General features: G+C 60.7%; 20 protein-coding genes. 10 read left to right on the top strand and 10 right to left on the bottom strand.

From position 1 onward, the window contains the following. Positions 1-56: 56 nt before the first annotated feature. A complete protein-coding gene (gatA, locus tag I6J26_RS11865; RefSeq protein WP_115021768.1) occupies positions 57-1,541 on the bottom strand; it encodes an Asp-tRNA(Asn)/Glu-tRNA(Gln) amidotransferase subunit GatA in 1,485 nt (494 codons plus the stop codon). Positions 1,542-1,543: 2 nt separating this feature from the next. Next, positions 1,544-1,846, bottom strand: coding sequence for an Asp-tRNA(Asn)/Glu-tRNA(Gln) amidotransferase subunit GatC (gene gatC, locus I6J26_RS11860; RefSeq protein WP_115021767.1), 303 nt, complete (start codon positions 1,844-1,846; stop codon positions 1,544-1,546). Positions 1,847-2,047: 201 nt separating this feature from the next. On the opposite strand from gatC, the gene I6J26_RS11855 reads away from it, so the two are divergent. Then, positions 2,048-2,707, top strand: coding sequence for an amino acid-binding ACT domain protein (locus tag I6J26_RS11855; RefSeq protein WP_115021766.1), 660 nt, complete (start codon positions 2,048-2,050; stop codon positions 2,705-2,707). A gap of 11 nt (positions 2,708-2,718) precedes the next feature. On the opposite strand, the gene I6J26_RS11850 is transcribed toward I6J26_RS11855, so the two are convergent. The 3 genes from I6J26_RS11850 to ligA are packed head-to-tail and all read right to left on the bottom strand — an operon-like array spanning position 2,719 to position 6,268. Further along, positions 2,719-3,480: an HAD family hydrolase gene (locus tag I6J26_RS11850; protein WP_115021765.1), complete on the bottom strand. Its 762-nt coding sequence runs from the start codon at positions 3,478-3,480 to the stop codon at positions 2,719-2,721. Continuing rightward, on the bottom strand, positions 3,477-4,247 hold the full coding sequence (locus tag I6J26_RS11845; protein WP_115021764.1) for an HAD family hydrolase: 771 nt from the start codon (positions 4,245-4,247) through the stop codon (positions 3,477-3,479). Before I6J26_RS11845 ends, I6J26_RS11850 begins: the two co-directional genes overlap by 4 nt. Further along, positions 4,244-6,268: an NAD-dependent DNA ligase LigA gene (ligA, locus tag I6J26_RS11840; protein WP_115021763.1), complete on the bottom strand. Its 2,025-nt coding sequence runs from the start codon at positions 6,266-6,268 to the stop codon at positions 4,244-4,246. The genes I6J26_RS11845 and ligA overlap by 4 nt, the downstream gene beginning before the upstream one ends. Before the next feature lie 171 nt (positions 6,269-6,439). On the opposite strand from ligA, the gene I6J26_RS11835 reads away from it, so the two are divergent. The 6 genes from I6J26_RS11835 to I6J26_RS11810 all read left to right on the top strand — a co-directional run bounded on the left by I6J26_RS11835 (position 6,440) and on the right by I6J26_RS11810 (position 10,481). Then, positions 6,440-7,111 carry a 3'-5' exonuclease gene (locus tag I6J26_RS11835; RefSeq protein ID WP_115021762.1) on the top strand — a complete coding sequence of 224 codons (672 nt, stop codon included), beginning with the start codon at positions 6,440-6,442 and terminating at the stop codon, positions 7,109-7,111. Between the two features lie 63 nt (positions 7,112-7,174). Continuing rightward, complete coding sequence (locus I6J26_RS11830; RefSeq protein ID WP_115021761.1) at positions 7,175-7,702, top strand: ArsR/SmtB family transcription factor; 528 nt, start codon at positions 7,175-7,177, stop codon at positions 7,700-7,702. Beyond that, positions 7,702-8,712 (top strand): serine hydrolase domain-containing protein, encoded by a 1,011-nt coding sequence (locus tag I6J26_RS11825; RefSeq protein ID WP_115021760.1) that lies wholly within the window; start codon positions 7,702-7,704, stop codon positions 8,710-8,712. Before I6J26_RS11830 ends, I6J26_RS11825 begins: the two co-directional genes overlap by 1 nt. Before the next feature lie 9 nt (positions 8,713-8,721). After that, the gene (locus I6J26_RS11820; RefSeq protein WP_115021759.1) at positions 8,722-8,985 is read left to right on the top strand and encodes a hypothetical protein; all 264 of its coding nucleotides are present in this window, start codon (positions 8,722-8,724) and stop codon (positions 8,983-8,985) included. Positions 8,986-9,004: 19 nt separating this feature from the next. Further along, entirely contained in the window at positions 9,005-9,268 is a 264-nt protein-coding gene (locus tag I6J26_RS11815) for a hypothetical protein (protein ID WP_147279327.1), read from the top strand. 73 nt (positions 9,269-9,341) lie between these two features. Then, the gene (locus tag I6J26_RS11810; RefSeq protein WP_115021757.1) at positions 9,342-10,481 is read left to right on the top strand and encodes an ATP-binding protein; all 1,140 of its coding nucleotides are present in this window, start codon (positions 9,342-9,344) and stop codon (positions 10,479-10,481) included. A gap of 19 nt (positions 10,482-10,500) precedes the next feature. Here I6J26_RS11810 and I6J26_RS11805 read toward each other — a convergent pair whose 3' ends face one another. Continuing rightward, on the bottom strand, positions 10,501-11,409 hold the full coding sequence (locus I6J26_RS11805) for a methionine synthase (RefSeq protein ID WP_115021756.1): 909 nt from the start codon (positions 11,407-11,409) through the stop codon (positions 10,501-10,503). A gap of 71 nt (positions 11,410-11,480) precedes the next feature. On the opposite strand from I6J26_RS11805, the gene I6J26_RS11800 reads away from it, so the two are divergent. Continuing rightward, positions 11,481-11,849 (top strand): PH domain-containing protein, encoded by a 369-nt coding sequence (locus I6J26_RS11800; RefSeq protein ID WP_115021755.1) that lies wholly within the window; start codon positions 11,481-11,483, stop codon positions 11,847-11,849. Positions 11,850-11,851: 2 nt separating this feature from the next. On the opposite strand, the gene mnmA is transcribed toward I6J26_RS11800, so the two are convergent. Next, positions 11,852-12,937 carry a tRNA 2-thiouridine(34) synthase MnmA gene (gene mnmA / locus I6J26_RS11795; protein ID WP_115021754.1) on the bottom strand — a complete coding sequence of 362 codons (1,086 nt, stop codon included), beginning with the start codon at positions 12,935-12,937 and terminating at the stop codon, positions 11,852-11,854. A 104-nt stretch (positions 12,938-13,041) separates the two neighbouring features. Here mnmA and I6J26_RS11790 point away from each other — a divergent pair, with 104 nt between their 5' ends. Further along, a complete protein-coding gene (locus I6J26_RS11790) occupies positions 13,042-13,884 on the top strand; it encodes a spermidine synthase (protein WP_115021753.1) in 843 nt (280 codons plus the stop codon). A gap of 23 nt (positions 13,885-13,907) precedes the next feature. Here the strand turns inward: I6J26_RS11790 and I6J26_RS11785 are convergent, their stop codons facing one another. Continuing rightward, a complete protein-coding gene (locus tag I6J26_RS11785) occupies positions 13,908-15,062 on the bottom strand; it encodes a glycoside hydrolase family 25 protein (RefSeq protein ID WP_115021752.1) in 1,155 nt (384 codons plus the stop codon). A gap of 198 nt (positions 15,063-15,260) precedes the next feature. On the opposite strand from I6J26_RS11785, the gene I6J26_RS11780 reads away from it, so the two are divergent. Further along, positions 15,261-15,635 (top strand): hypothetical protein, encoded by a 375-nt coding sequence (locus I6J26_RS11780; protein WP_115021751.1) that lies wholly within the window; start codon positions 15,261-15,263, stop codon positions 15,633-15,635. Positions 15,636-15,920: 285 nt separating this feature from the next. On the opposite strand, the gene I6J26_RS11775 is transcribed toward I6J26_RS11780, so the two are convergent. Both I6J26_RS11775 and I6J26_RS11770 read right to left on the bottom strand, forming a co-directional pair. Further along, positions 15,921-17,075 (bottom strand): cysteine desulfurase family protein, encoded by a 1,155-nt coding sequence (locus I6J26_RS11775; RefSeq protein ID WP_115021750.1) that lies wholly within the window; start codon positions 17,073-17,075, stop codon positions 15,921-15,923. Beyond that, entirely contained in the window at positions 17,075-18,034 is a 960-nt protein-coding gene (locus I6J26_RS11770) for an electron transfer flavoprotein subunit alpha/FixB family protein (RefSeq protein ID WP_115021749.1), read from the bottom strand. The genes I6J26_RS11775 and I6J26_RS11770 overlap by 1 nt, the downstream gene beginning before the upstream one ends. Position 18,035 lies beyond the last annotated feature (1 nt).

Raw genomic sequence — 18,035 nt, 5'->3', positions numbered from 1 at the left:
CCGCCAGAGGTAGGTCTGGCGGCTGTTAGGAGATGCTCGGCGTAGTTTGGAGTGCGTTACTTACGGCCGGCTTCGTAAGCAGCGCCCACCTTGTACAGGCGGTCATCCTGGAATGCGGGGGCCATGATCTGCAGGCCGGTCGGCAGGTTGGTGTCGGAGGCCAAACCAGACGGTACGGACATGCCACACACGCCAGCAAGGTTCAGTGGCAGGGTGCAGAGGTCGAAGTTGTACATCTCCATCGGATCCTCAACCTTCTCCCCCAGCTTGAAGGCCGTGGTTGGGGTGGTTGGGGAAACAAGAACATCAACTTGTTCGAAAGCACGCTCAAAGTCCTGAGCGATGAGGGTGCGCACGCGCTGTGCCTGCAAGTAGTAGGCGTCGTAGTAGCCAACAGACAGCGCATACGTACCCAACATGATGCGGCGCTTGACCTCAGGTCCAAAGCCCTCCGCGCGAGACAGCGACATGACCTCCTCAGCAGAGCGCGTGCCGTCATCGCCCACGCGGAGGCCATAACGCATGCCATCAAAGCGGGCCAGGTTGGAAGAGACTTCACACGGCATGATGAGGTAGTACGCAGCCAGAGCTTCATCGAAGTGCGGGCAGTCAACCTCAACGATTTCAGCGCCCTGGGACTTCAGCTGCTCAACGGCAGCATGATAGGCCTCCATCACACCCGGCTGCCAACCGTCACGCTCAAATTGCTTAATCAAGCCAACCTTGACGCCAGACAGGTCGCCCTTAGCGCCTTCCTTGGCGGCGGCGACTACCGGTGCCACCGGCTTATCCACGGAGGTGGCGTCAAAGGAGTCGTGGCCGGCAATAATCTCGTGCAATAGAGCGGTATCCAGTACGGTGCGGGCCGTCGGGCCTGCCTGATCCAGAGAGCTAGCAGCAGCGATGAGGCCATAGCGCGACACGGTGCCGTAGGTCGGCTTCACGCCGACAGTATTGGTCAGCGCAGCCGGCTGGCGGATGGAACCACCCGTGTCAGTACCGATGCCCAGCGGGGCCTGACCCGAGGCAAGTGCCGCAGCGGTGCCACCGCCGGAGCCGCCCGGGGTGCGCTCAGTGTCGTAGGGGTTGTGGGCGGGGCCGTAAGCGGAGTTCTCGTTGGAAGAGCCCATCGCGAACTCATCGAGGTTGGTCTTGCCCAAGATTGGGATGCCAGCCTCACGCAGCTTGGTGACCAGGGTGGCGTCGTAAGGCGAGACCCAGCCTTCCAGCATCTTGGAGGCGGCGGTCGTCGGAGCATCCGTCGTCACGAGCAGGTCCTTGAGTGCCAGCGGCACGCCCGCCAAAGCGGATGCGGGTTCTTCGCCAGCGTCGAGGGATTTATCGACGGCGTCGGCAGCCGCCAGCGCTTCCTCGGCACCGACGTGCAAGAAGGCGTTGAGCTCGCCGTCGGTTTCCGCGATGCGGTCCAAGAAAGCCTGAGTAACTTCGCGGGAGGTGAGTTCACGGGAGTGGATCTTCTGAGCCAACTCAGCTGCGGTCAGTGCGGTAATACCCTCGGTGGGCGCAATGAATTGTGCCATTCTTATTCGTCTCCTCCACCCAGAATCTGCGGAACCATGAAGCGGTCATCTTCAGATGCCGGCGCCTGGTCCAGTGCTTGCTCGGCGGTGAGGGTGCGCACGATAACGTCCTCACGCATTGGAGCATGTACGGAGTGCGGGTGTGACATCGGCTCCACACCTTCAGCCTTGACCTTGCCAACCGCGGACACCGAGTCCACGATTTCGTCGATCTGTGCAGCGAACTGCTTCAGTTCTTCCTCGCTCAGGGCCAATCGCGACAGCTTTGCCAGGTGCGCGACCTCGTCACGCGAAATATCAGACACGCGAACTCCATCCTTTTATTCATCGAGACGGTTAATAGCTAAGCACCCATGGTACTGCACGCGTTCGCCGTCGCCACCACCACTCCGGGCGCATGTACACCACCGAGGTTATTGAATACTATTCGGACGCTTGTGTACCATAGATCACGTTAGGTTAACCTATTAATTCTCCTTCACAAACCTGCCCAGAGAAAGAAACATATGTCGTACCTCGTCCGTGTCCTTCTCCCCGATACCCCTGGCAGCCTAGGCCTTTTAGCCAATGCCCTCGGAGAGATTGAGGCCGATATTCGCTCTGTGGACATCGTGGAGAACTTCCCCGACGGCACCGTTATGGATGACATTGTCCTAGATCTGCCGAAGACCACCATGGCTGATGAGATTATTACTGCTGCGCAGACAGTAGACGGCGTGGAGATTGATTCTATCCGCCCATTTAGCGGGCGCGTCGATCGCCGAGGCCAGATCCGTTTGCTCGCCACCGTGGCCTCGCGCCGCAATGTCAAAGCCGCAATGGAGGAAGTCTGCGCGGCAATCCCCAAGGCGCTGACATCAACGTGGGCCGTCGTAATCACTAATGAAGACCCCATCAAGCGTATTGCGTCCTCCGACGCCGCGCCTGCCGACGATGGCACGATCCCAACCGATCTCAGCATCGACTCCGCCCGCATCCTCCATCCGGAGAAAGACACGTGGATTCCAGAGTCATGGGCGCTGCTCGATTCCGCACTGGCTGCTGCTCCCCTCGTGGGCACCAAGTACGTTGTGGTGATGGGCCGCGTGGGCGGTCCGGACTACCTCGCATCAGAAGTCGAACATCTCGGTGACTTGGGCGCTATTTTGGGCGCTTTCCTAAGCTAGGAGCACCTGAGCTAGGAGCGTGCCAGGAGGCCATTCAACCCCGCGGCGACGTCCGGCACAATGTGGTCGACGTGGCCGCCAATTTCTCCGTGCGGGAAGCTAAAGGACTCCGTGGCTATGGCATGCATGGAGAGATCGTTGAAGCTATCGCCGAAGGTGTAGAGCTCGGTATCCTCATGGCCGAGGCTGCTCAGAAGCCGCGTCAAGCCTTCTCCCTTGTTGTGCCCTGGCGGCATGATGTCGTAGAAATCGCAGTTGAAAGATGACTCGACGTCACAATTCGCACGAACCCACTCGTCCACCTCCTGTCGCAGCGCGGCATCACCAGGAATCCACAAGGACATCAGTGTGGTGTCGCGCTTGGCGGCGACCTCCAGGTCCGCCACCTGCGCCCCTGCCACCATCGATGACTCCTGGCCGGAGAGGCCGTCCCACACAAGCTGGTCGGCCCCGGTCAGGCCGGTGGTATAGATATTGAGCGCCTTGCCTGTGAAGCGTTCAGCAATGGCCGTGACAGTATCGGCAGCCAAGTGCTCTTCCTGAAGGACCGTGTAATCCCCCTCGGTGAGAACCGTGCCGTTGTACAGCACGTGGTAGTCCAGCTCCACACCAAAGGGCTCGAGCGTACCGCGGGCGTTAGCAATGGACTTACCGGTGGCGGAAACAGCGAGATTGCCGGCCGAGCGCCACGCGGCAATCGCTTCCTTGACCGCCTCCGTGATGTTCTCATCGACGTAGACAGTGCCGTCCATATCCAGAGCCGCGATCTTCATGATGAATACCTTAGTAGGCCCTCCACGGCGGAGTCTACGATTACATGACAGGCCTCGCGGACGGTGGAATGTGCCCAGGGGAAGGTGAGGGGGACGTCGGCAAGCGCATGCATGGGCAGGTCATTGTGACCATCGCCCAATGTGATGACCTCTGTATCCGCTCGGTCAAGCGCGAGGTAATCCATCAACCATGTCAAGGCAAAGCCCTTGTCATGCCCAAGCGGAGTGATGTCGAAGAAGTTGCGGTTTAGCGCCGTACCAACGTCGAAATGTGCCGCTACCCACGACGCAATGTCATGTTGTAGGTCTGTGTTCCCCGGCGTCCACGCCGCCACCAGGGGAAAGACTTCCTGCTCAATCGCAATAGATGGAACCGGAACCGGGTCCGTGATGATGGGGTTGTGTACTCCATTGACGTTTCGCACAAGGTGTCCGTCGGGACCGTCGAGACGCGTGCAGTAAAGGTCTAAGTCAGGAATGTCACGCACATACTCGTAGACGGCACGCACAGCCTCCGGCGGGACATGGTTCTCATAGAGAAGGCGCTGCTCACCGTCGAGGATGACCGTGCCGTTGCACAAGAGGTAGTAGTCGAAATCGATGTCGAAAGGCTCCAGCGCCCGCCGCATCGCATAGGGAGATTTGCCTGTGGCCACTACGGCCAGGTTGCCCGCAGCTCGCCATTCTGCAATGGCTGCGGGAACATCTTCCGGCATGTGCCCGTCGAAGTAGATGGTGCCGTCAAGGTCACAGGCAGCTAGCTTCATGCCTCTCCGGTCTCCAACAGGCGCTCGAAGCCGGCCTCATCGAGGATGGTCAAACCAAGGTCACGAGCCTTTTGTTCTTTGGAGCCAGCATTCTCGCCCACGACGACGTAGTTGGTTTTCTTTGACACTGACCCAGAGGCCTTGCCGCCACGGGTAATGATGGCTTCCTTGGCAGAATCACGGGTGAAGTTTTCTAGAGTCCCGGTGACCACGACGGTGAGGCCCTCCAGGGTTTGTTCGGGTTTGTCACTGACTTCATCCGCCATCGTCACGCCTGCTGCGGTCCACTTCTGGACGATGTTGTCGTGCCAGTCCACCTCGAACCAAACTTTAAAGGATTCAGCAATGATGCTGCCCACCCCATCGGTATCGGCGAGCTGCTCCACCGAGGCTTCACGCAGCGCCCCCATCGATCCGAAACGCGTAGCGAGCGCGCGGGCAGCGATGGGGCCCACATGGCGGATGGACAACGCCACGAGCACGCGCCAAAAGTCAGTCTCACGCGCAGTCTTGAGGTTCTCCAACAGCTTCTTGCCGGAAGCATTAAGCTTGCCGCTCTTCGTCTTGTACATAGAAGACTTGAGCAGCGCTTCCTCATCGAGGTCAAAAAGATCCGCCTCGTCCTTGAGCACGCCGGAAGCAATGAGATCTGCCGCGGCCTTTTCCCCTAGCTCACCAATGTCGAGCGCCTTGCGAGAAGCCAAGTACTCAAGGCGCGCTGCGAGCTGCGCGGGACAGCTGCGTGTATTCGGGCAGCGCCAGTCCTGGTCGCCTTCCTTCTGCGGAGCGAGCTTCGTGCCACAGGCAGGACAGTTTTCTGGGAAAAGCCACTCGGTCTCACTACCGTCGCGCTTGTCCAGCACCGGACCAAGGACCTCCGGGATAATCTCTCCGGCCTTGCGAATGATGATGGTGTCCCCAATGAGCACATTCTTGTTCTTGACTTCGAACTGGTTGTGCAAGGTAGCCATGGAAACTGTCGAGCCTGAGACAAACACCGGCTCCATAATCGCAAAAGGCGTCACGCGGCCCGTGCGGCCGACTCCCACCTCAATGTTGAGGAGCTTCGTTGTAACCTCTTCCGGCGGGTACTTGTAGGCGATAGCCCACCGCGGCGCGCGTGAGGTTGCTCCCAGCGCACGCTGGCTGGCCAGGTCATCGACCTTGACCACGAGGCCATCCATTTCGAAGTAGGCATCGTGCCGGTGCTCCGCCCAGTGAGCGACCTGCTCCTGGACTTCCTTAGCCGTGTTTACGCGCTTTGTGTACGGCGAGACTGGGAATCCCCAAGCTTCGAGAGCACGGTAGGCGTCATGCTGCGAGGTGGGCTGGAACCCCTCACGCGCGCCAATGCCGTGGCAGACCATGTGGAGGCGGCGCTTCTTGACGTCCTCCGGGTCTTTCATGCGCAGTCCACCCGCGGCTGCATTACGCGGGTTGGCAAACGTAGGTTTGCCGGCTTCACGACGCGCAGAGTTGATCTCCTCAAACTCATCTGGGCGCATGTACACCTCGCCGCGGACCTCCACCAATGGCGGCACCGGGTATTCTTCCGTTCCGGTCAGCTCCTGCGGGATATCAGGAATGACGCGCGCATTGGCAGTGATGTCCTCGCCGACGCGACCATCACCTCGAGTGGCGGCCGTGGCGAGCTTGCCGTCACGGTAGACCACATCGATGGACAAGCCGTCAATCTTCAACTCGGTGAGATAGGCCTCGGCGGGAGTGCGGTCCAACCAGTCCTGCAATTCCTCGGCGCTAAAAACGTTGTCCAAGCTGTACAGGCGCTCAAGGTGCTCGATGTCGACAGCACCTTCCGGCGCGGCTCCCACCTGCTGGGTTGGGGAATCCGGAGTCTGCAGCTCTGGATGCTCAGCCTCCAGTTTCAGCAATCGCTGGAAAAGCGCGTCAAAGTCTGCATCCGGAATCGACGGCTCACCGTTGTAGTACAGCTCGCGGTGCTTGCGCACTTCCTGGGCAAGCTCGGACCATTCGCGTTGGATATCTACTGCATCACTCACGGTTAACCAGTGTAGCGGGGCCCGCGGACATGCCTGTGACCTGCGGTTGGTCATTCTGCAAGACTTCGTCCGTCATTCTGCAGTAGTTCGTCCGTCATTTCACAGGAGTCCGTTCGTCATTCTGCAACACTTCCACGGTGTGTGTCCGAGCCGGGCGCTAGAGTGTTGTCCATGAACTTCGACGCCACCCGCATGCTCTCCTTCGACCTCGAGACCACCTCCGTGAACCCTAAAGAAGCCCGCATCGTCACCTCTGCCCTGGTGCGCATCGATGGGCGCGACGTGAATAGTCAGGAGATGCTCGCTGACCCAGGCGTGGAGATCCCGGAGGAAGCCGCTAAGGTTCACGGCATCACCACGGAGAAGGCTCGTGCCGAGGGCCGACCGCATGAGGACGTACTCAAGGAGACGGTCAACGCCATCTATCAGGCCTGGGACGATGGTCTGACCCTCATTGTCTACAACGCCGCCTACGACCTATCCGTGCTACGCGCGTTGACCGGGGACTTCACGGTGAACGGTCCGGTGTTCGATCCTTTCGTCATCGACCGCGTCAAAGACAAGTGGCGCAAAGGCAAGCGCACCTTGGGAGAGGTGTCCGCACACTACGGCGTGGAGTTGAGCAACGCGCATGAGGCGACTGCCGACGCCCTCGCGGCCGCCCGCGTGGCTTGGAAGCAGGTGCGTCAACACTTCCCCGAGCTAGCCCAGATGGATACCAACGAGCTCATGGAGTATCAGGCCGTGGAGTGGTACAAGGACCGCGAATCCTTCAAGAAGTACCTGGAGGGCCGCGGGCGCGATGCCTCGGATGTCTCCACCGCGTGGCCGATGATCTCTTAACTCCAGGGCCCCTTTTCCCATTAACCCTTGCCAGTTTTCTAGAGTTCTGGCATTCTAGAAAACATGGAAACAACAGTCGAAGCACGCCTTGCCGAACTTGAAGCGCGCGTCGCCGCGCTTGAGGGACGCGCCAGCGCCGAAAACACCGACCCCGTTTCACCGGCCGCCACCCAACCAACCACAGAAAATTCGGCCTACTGGCTCGTTGACGCCCTCGCGCCCAACGATCAGCTTCCCGATGGCTCCGTCATCTTCGGAGGAAACATCAACGTCGGCAAGCGCACTTATGCCTACCAATGGCAACGCCCCACTCACTTCGTCAGCGACGAAGAGTGGACAGACAACCTCGAACGCCTTTCCGCCCTTGCACACCCCATCCGCGGTGAGATCCTTCGCCGCCTGCTCGCCGCACCCGCAACTGCCGCTGAGCTTGTCGAAGAAAACATCGTCTCCTCCACCGGCACCGCCTATCACCACTTAAGCGCACTCACCCACGCCGGTTGGACCACCAAGTCCGGCGGCGAATATGCCATCCGCCCCGCCCGAGTTATCCCCCTTCTCACCATCATCACTGCGAGTGAGGACCACTAATGAACAACCGTGTCGCATCCAAGATTGCCCTAGCTATCATCACCTTCATTGCTGTTGCCGCCGTCCTCCTCGTTGTAGGACCACAAAGAATTGCTCTGGCACAAGACAAAACTGGCGACGAAGCCCTAGCAACCCAGCTGGAAAAGCACTCCGAGTCTGGTTTCCACAACCTCACCGCGTTTACCCTCCAGGACGGCAAGGCCACCTTCGCGGGACTGGGCAGCGACGAGCACACAGAGGTCGAAATCGGCTCCGTGACCAAGATGTTCACCGGCGAACTGGCCCGCCAGCTCGTCGACGAAGGAAAGTTGAACCCTGATACCACTGTGGGCGAAGTCCTCGACGTCGGCGATGCGCCCGTCGCTGACGTCACCGTGAGGGAACTGCTCGACCACACCTCGGGTCTACCGCGACTGGCGAGCACGGACCTCCTCAGCAGTCTCGCCTCGGGTGTCACCGGTTCGAACCCCTATGAAGGCGAGACCGTAGAGGACATCATGGCTGCCGCCACGAACGCCGAGCTGAAGAACCGCGGCGAAGAATCCTATTCCAATCTTGGCTATGGACTCCTGGGCCACGTAGTGGAGACCGTTGCCGGGCAGCCTTATGAGCAGATGCTCAAAGAACGCATCTTCGAGCCTGCAGAAATGACCGAAACCTACCTCATGACGCCGGGCTCCGTGCCCGACGACGCCCCACAGGGACTTACCAACACCGGCCGCCACGCCGAGCCTTGGGAGGAGGACGGCTCCGCACCCGCGGGCGCTATCCGCTCCACGGCAAGTGACATGGCCAAGTTCGCCGAGTGGTTTATGGATAACGGCGATACAGAATACGGCTGGGTTCCTAACGAAGACGGCCCAGGTTTCTGGCACGACGGCGGCACCTCTGGCTATTCCACAATGCTCATCATCGATCCGGACACCAAACGCGCTACTTTCGCCAACAACGATTCACCCGCCGGCACCGAAGACCTAGCCCAAGCACTATTCAACGAGCTCGCATCTTAAGGAGAAACCGTGTCCCTCACCATCAGCATGATTGTTATCATTGCCGCTCTTTTGTGGTCCGCCTGGAAGGCATTCACCACCTCAGGAAAGACGGTCTATCGCGCCATTTCCGTAGCAATTACGGCCCTCGTCCTAGTCTTTATCGGATATACCCTACCCTGGAATTCAGGCCTCCACTTCGCCTGGTGGTATGGCATCGTCGCCGCATGCGCTGTGTACGCTGGCGCGGTGGCTTGGCGGGCGGCAGGCGCGAAGCCCACGCCGAGAAGCTAAGCCCCCGTACACTGACGCTTTGACAACTCCCGCTCGCCACACCGTTCACATCCATGACGTCACCCCCACCGTAATTGCCACCCTTCAGAAGCGCGCTGACGCTGCCGGAGCTTCCTTGGAAGACTACCTACGCGATCTCCTGACAACCACAGCTTCACGCCCTGATTTCTCACAGCGTCGAAGTGTTCAGGAAAAGATCACTGAGCTCACCCATCGAGAGCCTATTGCTATTGACGGTGATTTCGACGTCGTCGGTGCTATTCGGGCGGTGCGGGACGCCTAAATCCACTTGGGAGACAAAAGTCTCCCAAATCTCCACACTTTGAAAAGTCTCCCAAATCTCCCATTGCGCTACGATGGTGACCATGTCCCCGCACGAGAATCCTTTTCGCCCCACGTTCGGCGTTCCACCACTCTTTTGGGTCGGCCGCACAGCAGTGCTCGACACCTTCCGGGCTGCGCTTGACTCCCAACCAGGCAGCCCAGGCCGCTCGCTTATCATTAGCGGCGCCCGCGGTATTGGCAAGACGGTCCTCCTGAACGAACTCGAAGATATCGCCTCGAGCCGCGGGTGGATTACGTTGCGGGCATCTGGCCGAAGCTCCATGGTGGAAGAACTGGTCGATACCACCATCCCGCGCATCATGGACAAGCTAGCCCCGGCAGACAAGCACAAGGTCAACCGCGTCGGTGTTGGCGGTCTGGCAACCATCGGCATTCAGCACAACACGGAAGAGGCCTTTAAACCCACGCTCAACACTCGCCTGCGCGAGCTTTTAGCGCTACTCAAAGGCACAGGCGTACTGCTCACCATCGACGAGGTACAGGACGCGGACGCAGACCACCTCACTTCCCTGGCCGTGACCTACCAGGACCTCGTGCGCGATGAGCTCGACGTTGCCATCGTGGCCGCTGGTTTGCCGCAGGGCGTTAACCGCCTGCTGGACTTGCCTGGCGTGACCTTCCTACGCCGCGCCCAGAAGTTTGTTTTGGGTCCGCTCTCTCCTGCTAACGCCACCGTGGCGTTCACAGAAACTGCCGCGCACTCTGGACTCGAATTCACTGATGATGCAGTGACCGCCGCCGTGCGCCTTTCCCGAGGCTACCCCTACCTCGTGCAGCTCGTCGGTTCGTTGGCCTGGGGCAGGGCGCAGCGTGGAGGTGGAAGCAGCATCGAGGAACGCGACGTCGCTGCAGTATCAGCCGAGGCGATCTCGGTTCTAGGCGCCCAGGTCCACCAGCCCGCTACCCTGGCGCTCCCGCCGGCACAGCGTCTCTTCCTTGAAGCAATGAGCGCGGTTATGGAGGACGGCACGGCAGAGATTAAAAACATTGCAGCGCACCAAGATCGGACGGTGCGCTCACTCTCGGCTACGCGCCAAAGGCTTATCGACGCCGACCTCATCGAACCTACCGCCCACGGCCAGCTTCAGTTCGTCATTCCGTATATGGAGGCCTACTTCACTGCGACGGACAGCCTGGGCAGAGTCGATTAAAAGGTGTACTAAAGGTCAATTAGAGATCACCGGCATCGCGGGTAAGGATATCCGCGGTTTCAGTAGCCGAGCGCAGGGAGCTGGCGGAGGCCTTGACGGGATAGACGTCGAAATAATCGACGAGCAGCTCGCGCGGCATGCCAATGCGGTCGAGGTGCCGGGCCAGCGCGATGGCCTCCGCGCGGGCATCGGAACCCTCCATGCCTAGACCGATGCGGTGGCCAGCGCTTAAGTGCTCTCCCAAACCATCAAGGTTACGTGGGGTCTCTAGACCACGGAAATCCGTGAGGAAAGTTGTCGCGGCTGGCGCTATCGACCACAGCGGCGGGGCGTGCAGGTAATCCGCGTCGAAGGACTGCAGGAGGTCGAGCGCGACATCATCGGGGACGGCGGGAATGGTGTCGAAGTCGGTGGTGCCAGGGATGCGCCCGGCCACAACGTCGCCAAGCAGAGGCTCGTCGAGTTGGACGACGACCTCCCCGTGGAAGCGGCGCGCGACATCCGCGGCGTGGGCGTGGACACCATGAAGCAAAGACTCGGCCAGCTCGTTGAAGGCGCCGCGGTCGGTGAGGACGCGGTGGCCGTCGGAAAGCTCAATGCTCGCCGCGAGCGACCAGGGGCCAAGTGCCTGCACCTTAACCTGGGGAACAGTCTCACCCCAGACCTCCTGGACCTCGTCGAGGTCGCGCTCCAAGCGGTCCCACGTGCGGCGCGTGAGTAGCTGCGGGCGCGCCGTCATGCGCCACGCACGCGGGCCGCGGTCAATGGAAATAGCCTCCATCATGCTGGCCGTGCGGCCTACCGGATCAGAGCCCAGACCGCGCTGTGGCAGCTGCGGAATGGCGGGCAGCTCCGTCTCCCCCATGATGATGTCCGCGGCCTCCGCGATGGAGGTACCGGGCATAGGCCCCAGTACGAGTCCAGTCATCTCATCTCCTCCTACGTTTCCCCTATAATCCCACCTTCAGGAAGGCAATCGTCACACAGAAAGGACTTTTCATGCCTTTGGAACAATTTACTGGATGGACCTTTTACTCCCCGTGCGAGATACCTGAAGATATACCAGCTCTTCTGACTGCGAACGAGAAACCAGTCTGTGCTTTCAAAACGGTCCGGGATGCAGCAGTCTTCACCACTCATCGCCTGATCGTCCGGGATTCTCAAGGACTTACAGGCAAAAAGGTAGAAGTCTATTCGCTCCCATATTCTGCGATTAATATGTGGTCGACAGAAAACGCTGGAAAGCTTCTAGATGTCAACGCCGAGCTCGAATTGTGGACTCGTGCAGGCCACATCAAAATCAACGTCGGCCCCAAGGTCGATATTCGAGCCCTCGACCGCCTCATTGCTGACTGCGTCCTTCGCTAAAACTACCCAGTCCCGCAAATGGTGCCGGAACCGAGCACGATATCTCCCAGTTCATCCGGGCTCGGCAAGTAGAGCACCGCGGCCTGGCCGCGGGCTACACCGGAGAGTGGCTCGTTAAGCTCCAGCGTCATGCGGTCAGCCTCACGGTCCACGTGGGCGCGGCAGGGAACGACGGAGCCGTGGGCGCGCACCTGCACCTCGCAGTCGAAGTCACCCTCCATCGCCGGGTGCAGGTATTTCAGGCGGTCAGCCGCAATGCGGGTCACGGCCAAGTCGGCGCGCGAGCCCACGGTGACGGTGCCGGTCGCCGCGTCGATGTCGGTGACGTAGCGCGGGGAGCCATCGGCAGTCGGCGTCTTAATGTCCAAGCCCTTGCGCTGACCGATGGTGTAGTTCCACGCGCCATCGTGCTCCTTGAGCTCGTTGCCCTTAGTATCCACGATCATGCCCGGGCGCAGGCCGATGGAACGGCCCAGGAAGGCCTGGGTATTGCCGTCCGGGATGAAGCAGATGTCATAAGAATCAGGCTTGGACGCAGTAGAGAATCCGTAGCGCTTCGCTTCCTCGCGAATCTGCGGCTTCGGGGTATCGCCAATCGGGAAGAAGCAGTGTTCCAGCTCCTCCTTGGTGATAACGCCCAGCACATAGGACTGGTCCTTGTTCTCATCCAGGGAGCGGCGCATGTAGCCATCGGAGTCGATGGTGGCATAGTGGCCCGTGGCCACCGCATCAAAGCCCAGCGCCATGCCCTTGCGCAGAAGGGCAGCAAATTTAATCTTCTCATTACAACGCAAGCACGGATTCGGGGTCTCACCGCGGGCGTAGGAGTCCACGAAATCCCCGATGACGGCTTCCTTGAACTCCTCGGAGAAGTCCCACACATAGAAGGGAATGCCGAGCTTGTCGCACACACGACGGGCATCGGCGGAATCCTCTAGGGAGCAGCACCCACGTGCCTTCTCACGGGTCTGCTGCGCATCCTTGTGCAGCGCTAGGTGCACGCCAATGACGTCGTGGCCCGCTTCCACTGCGCGTGCGGCCGCCACGGAGGAATCGACGCCGCCTGACATGGCTACCAGTACTCGCATGCTCTCCCCTTTTCGTTGCTTTGTCGTCCACCAAGGCTAGTCGCGGTGTACCTCATACCCCAACACGCGGACCACGCAGCCTATTCCCTAAGCTAAGAGGCACTATGGGCAGAAAGCGCAACACCACCAACTCCATCGCGGGCACCTACGAGATTTCCACCGGCGAGCTCGTTGTCGAGCCGGATCCTTTCCGCGACGGCGCCTTCATCCTCAATATCAATGGCGTGCCTTCCTCACACCTCATCCCCGATGAGCCGCGCACCCTGGAGTTCGAGTACATGCGCTGGATCGCTGCCGCAGTAGAGAATCTCGCGCCCGGCAAACGCCTACTCCATTTGGGCGGCGGTGGCTGTTCTCTCCCCCGCTACTTCGCTGACCTGTGGCTGGATTCCCACAACACGGTGGTCGAACTCGACGCCAAGCTGGCCGAGCTCATCCGCGAGCTGGCAGATATCCCCTCTTCTCCCCGCGTGAAGATTCGCGCCGGCGAGGCACGCGCAGTCACCGAAGGGTTCCCGCCAAACCGCTTCGATGTCATCATCCGTGACGTCTTCGCCGGTGCCGTGACGCCAGAACCGCTGACCACCGTGGAATTTTTCCAGCACGCCCACGCCACGCTAAGCCCCGGTGGCCTCTACGTGGCCAACTGTGGTGACCACTCCGATCTCCAAGGCGCGAAAGCAGAACTCGCGGGAATGGCAGAAGTCTTCGCACACGTCGCCGTCATCGCCGACCCTCCCATGCTCAAAGGCCGACGCTACGGCAACATCATCCTCATTGGCTCAGACACCGAGCTCCCCGCAGACGGATCCCCCGAAGCCGCTGCCCTAGCCAAGCCGCTACTCTCTGGTGCGGTGCCTGCACACTTCCGCGACGAATCCTGGACCCGCCGCTTCTTTACCGGCGCGAGCCCACGTCACGACGCCCCGGAGGGCGTGGAGAGTTAAGGACACTCAAGCCCTAAAGAGACTTAGCGGAGGCTCTTGAGCAGGTCCGCCACCTGCTTGGAATCAAATGCCGGGATGTCCACACCCGCGGCGTGACCAACACTGCGGGCGGCACGGCTGGCATACTCGACGTCCTGCTCGCTGACGTTGTTGGCATCAAAGTCCTGCAGGTGCTGCGCGTTATCCAAGAAGATTGCTAGGTCGCCGACGGTAGCGTCGTTGTGTGCCAGGTCCTTGAGGTCGTCGGTGCTAATAGCGCCAGTGTTGAGCAGCTTCTCTGCCTGCTTCACAAGCCCGGTCGGATCCACGTCCAAGCCCGCATCCTTCGCAGCATCAGCCACGGCAGGAACGGCCGCCGCACCTGCTGCCAGCGCCAGGATTCCGGCAATCAACACGCCGGCGTCATCACCAAGGTCCACGCCCGGAATGACCAGGTCATCCAAGATGCCACCAAAGTCAATGTAATTGCCACCGGAGAAGGAATGCAGCTGAGCCTCAGTACCGTTAAAGAGGTTCAAGTCAACGTCCGTCTCAATGCCGGCCACTCGCCCAGAACCCGAGCGCTGCCAGAAGGCCAGCTTGTCCCAGCCACCGACCGGGTCCGGCGCGGTGTCCTGGTAGGCCGCCAACCACAGCGGGTACTCGGAGAAACGCGTGGTGTTACCCATCTGGCCCATCCAGAAGTACTTGTAGGTGTACAGCATCGGCGTGCGACCGGTCAGGGACTTAACCTCCGTCATGAAGGTGTCAATCCACTCCTCCAACTGCTTAGCGCTCAGGCCCTCATCAACCTCGATGTCAAGCACCGGCGGCAGAGTCTGCGTCGGCACCAACGCGATTTGGGAGGCGAAGCTGGCCGCCTGCTGCTTGGCATCCCCTGCCGGGCGTGCGTAGTGGTAGGCGCCAACCTTGAGCCCAGCAGCAGCTGCGGCGTTGGCGTCACGCACGAAGTGGGAATTTACAAACCCGATACCTTCCGTGGCCTTAACGAAGGCATAGGACTGGCCATCGGACTTCACGGCATCCCAATCGATGCCGCGCAGGGACATGTGGTTATTGCCGGAGACATCCACACCGGACGGCGCGTATGACGGAATGGCAACGGCAGCGGATACGGACAGCGCAAGGGCCGTTACTGCAGTAACGGCAGCGGTAACAAGGCGACGTGCATGGCTCATGCGCGCCACACTACCTCCGCTTTAACACCAATCACTGAAACAACACGCGAAACACTAAACGCTTTTGTCACATCACCGACGCCACTCCCCAGAACCCCACCGTGCAGCACCGCCCGCTGCTACACTGCGGCTCAACCTCGCCACCACACATTCTGGCAATGGCAACATCAGACACTGACGCCGACAAAGGACAGCGCCATGGAACAGCACACCGCCGAGCCCAATCGCCCCGAAGAGCAATCACCGGAAAGACGACGTGGCTTGGCACGATTCTTCAATGAGACGCTTGCCCTCAAAGGCACTATTGTCGTTCTTTGCGGTTGGGCAATTGGATACGGTTCACTCTTCATCGCGGATCTCGTTGGTGACGACGCGTCATTCCTCTTCGGCTTCCTAGGCCTTTTCATCCTTATCGGTCTGCTCTTGGCGATGTTCGTCCTAACACCGCTGTTTGCCTTCCTAGCCTTGGCTGCACTGCTATCCGATGATCCTGCGCGCAAGAAAACCGGCACCATCACTCTCGTACTCTTAGCTGTGGCGCTGGTCCCCATCATCATTCACTACAGCAAGTGATTGGGCAGTGCTTGGCGACGCCCCTCCGAAAGGTGCGGTTCTTCGAGAGTTAGAGTTTCAACAATGATGACAGTAGGCGAAAGGCAGAGGACTCTCCCGCTAATTGTGTGGCTTTCTGACTGGATAAAACTTGCGCTCTGGGTCGTACGTACCAGAGCACACGAAACAAGCTACTGAAGCTACACCAAATTTCCGGACACAAGACGGACGGCGAAGAGGATGCTGTGGACCAAAGCCCCAGCGTTAGGGGTCGTCCGGCGAAGTTACCAGAAAGCCGTGCTTCCCTTAGACCGAACGCGCGCGGCGGATAATCTCCGGTAGTTCGTTGAGGACCACGTCGATGTCCTCTTCGGTGGTGAGGCGGCCTAGGGTAAAGCGCAGGGAGCCACGGCCGTGTTCCTCGTCAATGCCCATGGCTTCCAGCACGTGGGACATGCGGTTAACGCCTGCGTGACAGGCGGAGCCGGCGGAGGCTTCGATGCCGGCGGCGTCGAGAAGCATGATGAGGCTGTCGCCGTCCGTGCCGGGGAAGGACGCATGCAGGTGAGAAGCCAAGGTGGGCTCGGCAGAGTTAATGATGACGTTGTCGATGCTGGATTCGATGCCGGCCTTGAGCTTGTCGCGGAGTGTAGTCAGGCGGGTATTCTCCTGCTCCATCTCTGCGACAGACTCGCGCAGGGCCGCAGCGAGCGCGCTGGCACTGGCCACGTCCACGGTGCCGGGGCGGATGCCGCGCTCTTGTCCGCCGCCGAAGGCGATGGGTTGAGGGGCGGGGGTACGGCGTGCGAGCAGCAGGCCGATGCCGCGGGGACCGCCGAACTTGTGAGCGCTGGCCGCGAGCGTGGTAGCACCCAGCTCGTGGAAGTTGATGAGCAGCTTGCCGGCGACCTGCACAGCATCGATGTGCACTGGGGTGTTCTGTGCAGCGGCGCGCTCCGTAATGTCGGCGACCGGCTGAATGGCGCCGGTCTCATTATTAGCCCACATGCAGGTAGCCACCGCGGCCGGTGTATCCAAGGCGCTTAAGTCGCTGACGTGGCCGGTGGAATCGACTGGGAGCAGCTCAACGGTCGCGCCATGCTCAGCCTGGAGCTTCTCCACGGTTTCGAGCACGGCGGGGTGCTCGATGGGGGTCGAAACAATACGTTTCGACGGTTCATCTGCTGTGCTCCCACTGCGTGCTGCATTCTGTGCTGCGCGAAAGAGCCCCTGGATGGCGATGTTGTCCGCCTCCGTGCCGGAGGAGGTGAAGATGACCTCGATGGGTTCGCAGCCGAGCAGCTCGGCGACGGTCTCGCGGGCGTCATCCAGCACGGAGCGCGCCTTGCGCCCAGAGGCATAGGACGCGCCCGGGTTGAGAGAATTGGCTGCCTGCGTCCATGCGTCGATGGCGCACTGGCGCATGGGCTGGGTGGCTGCGTAATCGAGGTAGAGCGGCATTAGTTGCCGGCCCCCTTGCGGGCCTCGAGCTCCTTGGCCAGAGCCGGGGCGATCTCGTGGAGGTCACCCACCACGCCGAGGTCAGCGATCTGGAAGAAAGGCTCGTCCTGGTCTTGGTTGACCACGACGATGGTCTCCGAGGTCTGCATGCCGGAGGTGTGCTGAATAGCACCGGAAATGCCTAGGCCAATGTAGAGCTTCGGGGACACGGTCGCGCCGGTCTGACCAATCTGGAAAGCGGGGTCGTAGAAACCCTCGTCCACGGCGTCGCGGGTGGCACCGACGGCGGCACCGAGGGCGTCGGCAAGCGGCTCCACCACGTCGGCGAACTTATCGCCCACGCCGCGGCCACCGGCCACAACGACCTTGGCGGAGGTCAGCTCCGGACGAGCGGTCTTCTCAGCCGGGGTGAAGGAGGTGACGGTGACATCCTTCGCGGTAGCGGCAGGCAGCTCGAAAGGAGCGGGCGCTGCGGTGACCGGCTGCGGCTCGGCAACCACGGAGCCTGGGCGCAGGGTGTAGACCACGGAGCCGGTAGCCGTAGAGGAAGTCTCGTAGGAACCACCGAAGATGGTGTGGTGTGCGCTGCCGTCGGCATTGATGCCGTCGACGTTGACCAAAGCACCTGAGCCTAGGCGCGCAGCCAGGCGGCCGGCGATCTCGTTGTTGGTCGGGGTGGAGGCCAGCACGATGGGTGCCGGGTTATTGGCGGCCAAGGCGTGGAGGGCGTCGACCTCCGGGGTGACGATGCGCTGCTCATAGTCGGCGGCGGTGGCCTGAACCACCTGGGCGGCGCCGAGGTTGCCCAGCTCGGCGTCGAAAGATGCGGCGGTGGTGGCATCCTTGGCCACAACGACGGCGGAGACGGTGCCGAGCGCGCGGGCGGCGGTGATGAGCTCGCCGGTAACGGGGCTGAGCTGGTCTGCTTCGTGCTCAACTAGGACATAAACGTGAGACATA

The organism is Corynebacterium minutissimum, from assembly GCF_016889765.1.
GTDB classification, from domain to species: domain Bacteria; phylum Actinomycetota; class Actinomycetes; order Mycobacteriales; family Mycobacteriaceae; genus Corynebacterium; species Corynebacterium minutissimum_B.
The sequence above is the reverse complement of the archived record's forward strand: the minus strand, read 5'-3'. Positions and strand labels throughout refer to the sequence as shown.